We start from the raw sequence: 7,005 nt of genomic DNA, 5'->3' as shown, positions 1-7,005 counted from the left end.
TTTACAAGCGCAAGGTATCAAAATAAGTATGTATGCTGTGCGCCAAATAAAAAAATCAAATCAGTTGTATTGTAAGCGCCATAAGCGTTTCAAAAGAACCACGAACAGTGATCACAACCGTTCTATTGATGACAATTTACTCAAGCAACAGTTTTCAATGACGAAGCCTAATCTTGCGTGGTCGAGTGACATTACCTACATTTGGACGGCTAAGGGCTGGTTGTACTTGGCAGCTGTCAAAGATCTTTACACGAAACAGGTTGTTGGCTATAGCTTAAATGAGCGCATGACAGCCAAGCTTGTTTGTGATGCATTGAATATGGCTATTCGAAATCAGAAACCTGCTAAAGATCTCATTGTACATTCAGACAGAGGCAGCCAATATTGCAGTAATGAATATCGAAACTTACTTGAGAAATTTGATTTTCAGGGTTCAATGAGCAAAAAAGGCGACTGCTTTGATAATGCACCGATAGAGAGTTTCTGGGGCATACTCAAAAATGAACTAGTCCATCATCGCAACTACAAAACAAGGGAAGAAGCCAAAGCGGATATTACAAAATATATAGAGTTATTTTATAATCAACGAAGAATTCAAAAAGGCTTGGATTTTAAGACACCAAATCAAATGGCAGAAGACTTTTATCGGTTAGCTGCCTAGAATCTCCCAAGTGAAAGTCTCCTGCTAATTCAGCACACATCATGTTGATTAAACAGTTGGTACAGCAGTTTGATAACTACCAAATTGATGATTATGCAAATGAGCATCTTACATGTGTGATGGAAGCTTTTAACATCTTAAAGCCACACCTAGCAGACTTAAATCTTTGTTGGAATCAGCCTAATACATTTATTCAGACCATTGATGGATTAGAAACGACCATAGCTGATTTGCTTAACCAATTTTGTAGCAAACTGTATGAGCTGTCACATAGTACAGACTTTAAAGAAGCTATCAGAGCTAGAGCAAGGCGATCTATTAGCCACTTTGAGAGGGGGAAAGCATATATTAATCAGCTACGCTCTGAAAACAAAAACCTTGTAATTGTTCGAGTGGACTTAAGCCTTCCTAAAGGAAAGAAACAGATATCTCTTGATGAGATAAAGATAGCCTTTGCGAGTTTTTTACAAGCATTACGTCGCAAATCATCATTAGATATGAAGGGATACATATGGAAACTAGAGTATGGTGCTAAAAAATCATTTCACTACCACTGTCTCTTTTTTCTCGATGCTCGTAAACACAGCTTTGATATCAAGCTAGCTCAAATGATTGGAGAAATTTGGTCACAAAAAATTAATGGGCAAAATTGCTATTTTAACTGTCATACAGACGAATACACCAAACACCTAAAATGCAAAGTGCTTGGAAAAGTCGCATCTAGTGATGATGAAAAATACGACGTCCTAATTAATGTGATGCTTCGATATTTTTGTAAGTCAGACCAATTCATTGTGCATAAAAGCATCATGAACAAAAAAACCTTTGACACAGGGCGTACTTCATCCGTTCGGAAACATTTAGGCCGACCTGTAACAATTTAATTGATCACGAATAATACGAGGCAAATACCATGAATCAATTCTCAACTACTCCAACATTTCAATCTAGTTGGAATATTCCCGAACTACTAAAACCGATTTCTCCATATATGAGTAACCTTACTGTAAATACCTTTTTGGCAGAGATCGAAGCACAAGCTATTTTGATTGAAAAAGGCATTTTTAAACCTTTCAACAGAGATAAGCAGAAAATGCCTACTCCAAGTTGCTCTAAATTTTTTTCCCAGTTGAGAAATTTACAGCAATTACAGCGTGACTTTACCTTAACGATGAATCCATATTTACAGGTTCTTTTTGAAGATATGATACTTCCTGATCATCAGTTTCAATATAGTGACCCTACTGCTTACATCACTGAGACTCACTCGCGCTTACAGCGTAGTATTTTGAGCAATAAATGTGCATTACATGCTCAAAAACATCGAGATGTACTCAATAAGGAAGTCACTTTCCAGAAAAGCAATTTTACTAAACTCTTAAAACTTCATGAGCAAGTAGATTGTTACTTTTTAGAACTCCCATCTTTGTATAAGGATTGGTCACAAACTTGCCAAACTACAGAGGAAAAAGAGCGATTATTTGTTGAAGCGACTAAAAGCTTTCTACATAAATCACATCAGTCTCAGTCATTTCATGAAAAATTATGCAATATGCAATGGCGTGTGGTTAAAGGCCTAAATGGCAACTTAGTGGCACAAGTCGTGATGTATGTGACTGGTAACAGCATAAATTATGAATCTGAATTTCAAACCCTATGGGCTTCTGCTTGTTCAGAAAAAGATCCTAGTCTTAATGCACAGGCATATATTCAAAGCATGTTTTGTTATACAGGCGGAGAACAGCTTAACAAGCAATGGAAACATATTTTTGACCAATATCAACTTCCATTAAAACTGTATTACTACCAATCACGCCATGTGAGCTACATGTGGAAAGAATATACAGGGAATGTCTAAGTCTTTAATGAAACGCTCCTCGGAGCGTTTCACTCTTAAAATTATTGATCACACATTGAGAGTACTATTTATGAGCCGCCTAACTAAACTTGACCGCATGACATCAGAAGAAATACTTATGGAAACGAAGCGCTTTTGGGATTCACCTCAAGATGCATACTTTCCACCAGAAACCGTTGCTATCGTTTTTGATGTATCACTTTCTTGGTTACAATTAAAACGCTGTGTAGGTGGAGGCATTCCATTTACAAAAGCAAGTGCTCGAAGAATTCGGTATCAGAAACAAGATATTTTAGAATTCTTCGATCAGAAAAAATTGCAGAATACATCTATCGTTAGCAGCTTTTAAAAGCTGCTTTTTTATTGGTTAGCATTCATTTTTTTGTAGCCGCCATGTAGCCATGGCATCCAAAAATATGTAGCCACCATGTAGCCATGAATATATAATCCATATGTTGCTCAATAGACTTAAATATTGCATAAAAATTAATAAACAATTGAAATACAACAATTATGTATTGATCATTATTGCTTAATATTACATATTTTTACAAAATACATTGAACTTTAGGGTTCAAGGGTAACGACATGCAGCGGCATCTTCGGAGTACTATTTTACTATTGCAGTAAATATAAATAAGCTGAATTTCCTCTATGTAGCTTTAATTCTTATTCCCAGTCTTTCCAGCTTTGCATTGCCTTCCAAATATGAATCGCGTCAACGGTTGCTTTCACATCATGTGCCCGCACCATACATGCACCTTGCTGAATTGAAAGCAAATGGGCTGCAACACTCCCAACAGCACGTGCTTTTGCATCTACCTCATCCACAACAGCGCCAATAAAACGCTTTCGAGACAATGCCGATAAAATCGGATAACCCAATTCATTCAACTTCCATAACTCATTGAGTAGTTGTAGGTTATGCGCTGTATTTTTAGCAAAACCAAAACCTGGATCAATCAAAATATTTTCCGCTACAATGCCTGCTTGTTGTGCCAAATGAATTTTTTGTCTTAATTCTGTGATAACTTCAAGGGTAACGTGCTTATAATTTGCCAACTGATTCATTGTGGTTGGCTCACCACGCATATGCATCAAGATCACAGGAACTTGAAGTTCTGCTGCTGTTTCCAATGCGTTTGGACGAGTCAATGCACGAACATCATTCCAAATATGAGCGCCAGCACCTACCGCTTGACGCATCACCTCAGGTTGACTGGTGTCAATTGACAAAATCACATCTTGGTCAGATAGCGCTTCAACCACAGGAATGACACGTGCTAACTCTTCCTCAACTGTAACTTCTGCTGCACCTGGACGTGTGGATTCTCCACCAATATCAATCACGGTCGCACCATCAGCGATCATTTGAATGGCATAATCTACAGCTGGTTGTTGGGAATTATGCAAACCACCATCGCTAAATGAGTCAGGAGTTACATTCAAAATTCCCATTACATGGGGTTGTGATAAATCTAGAAACTTTGATCCACAGTTGAGTTGACGTTGTGGCAAAGAAACGTATTGCATAACCCGATCCTAAAAAAATTTTCATTAGTTTAAAATAAAAAAGAGCCACCGAAGTGACTCTTTTAACGATCAACTCATCGCTGGTAATGGCGGAGGCGTCGATGGACCATCTTTTGGCGGTTCTAAATCAGAAACAGGATTTTCCGCAACATAGACTTTAGGTGGACGCGGTTCACGTCCTTCCATAATATCTAGTACTTGCTCGCGATCAATCGTTTCCCATTCCATTAAGGCTTTAACCATCACATGGGCTTTTTCTTTATTATTTTCAAGAATATCCCATGCAACTTTATATTGCTCATCAAGAATACGACGAACTTCTGTATCAACTTGCTGTTGTGTTGCCTCAGAAATTGTACGGCTACCAATACTGCCTAAGAATGATTGCTGGCTATCATCTTCATAGACCATAACACCCATTTTGTCAGACATACCGTATTTGGTCACCATAGCCCGTGCAATTTTAGTTGCACGTTCAAAGTCATTTGATGCACCTGTAGACTGCTGGTTAATAAAGATCTCTTCAGCAATACGACCACCAAACAAAATTGAGATTTCATTCAGCATTTTGTGCTTGTAATTACTGATTTGATCTTGTTCAGGTAACTGCCAAGTCACACCTAACGCCCAGCCACGCGGCATAATCGTAACTTTATGCACAGGATCAGTTCCTGGTAGAACTTCTGCCACAATCGCATGACCAGACTCATGATAAGCTGTCGCACGACGCTCTTCATCACGAATGATCATGGATTTACGTTCAGGTCCCATATAAATCTTGTCTTTAGCATCTTCAAAATCGTGCATATCGACCGTATTTTTATTACGGCGAGCTGCAAATAAAGCTGCTTCATTCACAAGGTTTGCCAATTGAGCACCTGAAAATCCTGGTGTACCACGTGCAAGAACTTTTACATCAACACCTGTAACAGATGGCAATTTACGTAAATGCACATTCAGAATTTGTTCGCGACCTTTAATGTCTGGTAAACCCACCATCACCTGACGGTCAAAACGACCTGGACGAAGTAATGCTTTATCAAGAACATCGGCACGGTTTGTCGCCGCAATCACGATAATGCCTTCATTACCCTCAAAACCATCCATTTCAACCAACATCTGGTTCAAAGTCTGTTCACGCTCGTCATGACCACCACCTGTACCTGAACCACGATGGCGACCCACTGCATCAATCTCGTCAATAAAGATGATACATGGCGCATGACGTTTGGCTTGTTCAAACATGTCACGAACACGCGAAGCACCAACACCTACAAACATTTCAACGAAATCAGAACCCGAAATACTAAAGAAAGGGACTTTTGCTTCACCCGCAATCGCCTTGGCAAGTAAAGTTTTACCTGTACCTGGAGGACCAACCATCAAAACGCCTTTAGGAATAGATGCACCTAAACGTTTAAACTTAGCGGGATCTTTCAAGAAATCTACAATTTCAACAACTTCTTGTTTCGCTTCATCACAGCCTGCAACATCGGCAAATGTGACTTTGATTTGATCTTCAGCAAGCATTTTGGCTTTTGACTTACCAAAACTCATTGGTCCGTTTTTACCGCCTGCTCCACCACCCATGTTACGCATAAAGAACATAAATAGCAGAATAATCAAAAGCACTGGGAAACTTGCGATGAGTAGTTGCATCAAAACACCTTGACGTTGTGGTGCAGTACCTTCAACCACAACATTGTTTTTGATCAAACTCGGCATAAGTTCAGGGTCTTGAACCGCAGGGCGAATACTTTCAAAATCTGAACCATTCTTTTTTTCGCCAGTGATTTTTTCGCCATCGATAGTGACTTGTTTAATTTGACCTGCATTTACCGCAGCAACAAACTCTGAATAGTTCATTTCTGACGGTTTCTTGTGATCACCGAGATTGCTGAAAATTAATATCAGTACTCCAAGTATCACCAGCCACAACAAGGCGTTTTTGAAGAGATCGCTCAAAGCTTTATTCCCATATCATCAATCTAATTTAATCATGCCCTATTTCTAGGATGATTTATTCTCAAACAAGCGAGTCGTCACACTCAAGTTACTTCAAATTGTACAACATGCACAATTTTTATTGACTTGGCAAGTCAACTTTATTGCGATGTCTTCTTACGACCCTGCCCAATCAGAAAAACTTCTTTTGAACGTGCGCGAGACGCTGCTGGTTTCGCTGTTTTCAATACATCAAAACTGTCAACAACCTGTTTACGAAACTCATCAAATCCTGTGCCTTGGAAAACTTTTACAACAAATTGCCCTTTAGGTCCTAAAACTTTTTGAGCAAAATCGAGTGCCAATTCACATAAATAGATTTGACGTGGTTGATCAACAGCCCTATTACCTGATGTATTGGGGGCCATATCTGAAATTACAACGTCAACCTGACGCCCATTTAAAATATTTAACAATTTTTCGAAAACTTCCTGCTCTCTGAAGTCACCTTGTAAAAAAGTAACATCTGGGAGCGCATCCATTTCCAAAATATCAGAAGCGATCACTAAACCTTTTTCCCCAACAAGTTGACCTGCAATTTGTGACCAGCTTCCTGGAGCTGCTCCCAAATCAACAACGGTCATGCCGGGTTTAATCAGTTTGTATTTGTCTTGGATTTCAAGAAGCTTATATGCAGCACGCGCACGATAGCCTTCCTTTTGTGCTTTTTTCACAAAGGGATCGTCTAAATGTTCTCTCATCCACGCACGACTACTTTTAGACAGTTTTTGGTTGGTAATGCGTGTTGCCATAATCATCTATATTTAAAAACATCAATTTTATATTGTACGAAAAAAACGTTGTACTTGCAGTATACATCTGTGCAGAAACACATGAGTTTTTTTGATGCTACTTATCGTTAATTTACCACTTGTTGATTTTTTAAATTGAGCCAAAATAAAAACACTGATCTTCAATTTATGCTGATCAAGCGACTGACACAAACAAT

General features: G+C 38.8%; 7 protein-coding genes. 4 read left to right on the top strand and 3 right to left on the bottom strand.

Annotation, left to right across the window (positions count from 1 at the left end; genetic code table 11):
• The 4 genes from GBN19_RS13635 to GBN19_RS13620 all read left to right on the top strand — a co-directional run.
• On the top strand, window positions 1-661 hold a 661-nt coding region (locus tag GBN19_RS13635), incomplete at its 5' end, for an IS3 family transposase (protein WP_151778512.1).
• A gap of 41 nt (window positions 662-702) precedes the next feature.
• On the top strand, window positions 703-1,545 hold the full coding sequence (locus GBN19_RS13630) for a YagK/YfjJ domain-containing protein (protein ID WP_151778511.1): 843 nt from the start codon (window positions 703-705) through the stop codon (window positions 1,543-1,545).
• Window positions 1,546-1,574: 29 nt separating this feature from the next.
• Complete coding sequence (locus tag GBN19_RS13625; protein ID WP_151778510.1) at window positions 1,575-2,519, top strand: hypothetical protein; 945 nt, start codon at window positions 1,575-1,577, stop codon at window positions 2,517-2,519.
• Window positions 2,520-2,589: 70 nt separating this feature from the next.
• Window positions 2,590-2,868 carry a DNA-binding protein gene (locus GBN19_RS13620; RefSeq protein ID WP_151778513.1) on the top strand — a complete coding sequence of 93 codons (279 nt, stop codon included), beginning with the start codon at window positions 2,590-2,592 and terminating at the stop codon, window positions 2,866-2,868.
• 320 nt (window positions 2,869-3,188) lie between these two features.
• On the opposite strand, the gene folP is transcribed toward GBN19_RS13620, so the two are convergent.
• The 3 genes from folP to rlmE form a co-directional block, all read right to left on the bottom strand.
• A complete protein-coding gene (gene folP, locus GBN19_RS13615; RefSeq protein WP_151778509.1) occupies window positions 3,189-4,052 on the bottom strand; it encodes a dihydropteroate synthase in 864 nt (287 codons plus the stop codon).
• A gap of 69 nt (window positions 4,053-4,121) precedes the next feature.
• The gene (gene ftsH, locus GBN19_RS13610) at window positions 4,122-6,017 is read right to left on the bottom strand and encodes an ATP-dependent zinc metalloprotease FtsH (RefSeq protein ID WP_151778508.1); all 1,896 of its coding nucleotides are present in this window, start codon (window positions 6,015-6,017) and stop codon (window positions 4,122-4,124) included.
• Between the two features lie 140 nt (window positions 6,018-6,157).
• Window positions 6,158-6,808 carry a 23S rRNA (uridine(2552)-2'-O)-methyltransferase RlmE gene (gene rlmE / locus GBN19_RS13605; protein WP_151708746.1) on the bottom strand — a complete coding sequence of 217 codons (651 nt, stop codon included), beginning with the start codon at window positions 6,806-6,808 and terminating at the stop codon, window positions 6,158-6,160.
• Window positions 6,809-7,005: the final 197 nt, after the last annotated feature.

Source organism: Acinetobacter brisouii (assembly GCF_008993995.1).
GTDB classification, from domain to species: Bacteria; Pseudomonadota; Gammaproteobacteria; order Pseudomonadales; family Moraxellaceae; genus Acinetobacter; species Acinetobacter brisouii_A.
This window is presented reverse-complemented; position numbering and strand designations above follow the sequence as displayed.

Excerpts from the sequence above, each read along its gene's own strand:
- GBN19_RS13630 (WP_151778511.1), top strand. The coding sequence starts at position 703 with ATGTTGATTAAACAGTTGGTACAGCAGTTTGATAACTACCAAATTGAT.
- GBN19_RS13625 (WP_151778510.1), top strand. The coding sequence starts at position 1,575 with ATGAATCAATTCTCAACTACTCCAACATTTCAATCTAGTTGGAATATT.
- GBN19_RS13620 (WP_151778513.1), top strand. The coding sequence starts at position 2,590 with ATGAGCCGCCTAACTAAACTTGACCGCATGACATCAGAAGAAATACTT.
- folP (WP_151778509.1), bottom strand. The coding sequence starts at position 4,052 with ATGCAATACGTTTCTTTGCCACAACGTCAACTCAACTGTGGATCAAAG.
- rlmE (WP_151708746.1), bottom strand. The coding sequence starts at position 6,808 with ATGGCAACACGCATTACCAACCAAAAACTGTCTAAAAGTAGTCGTGCG.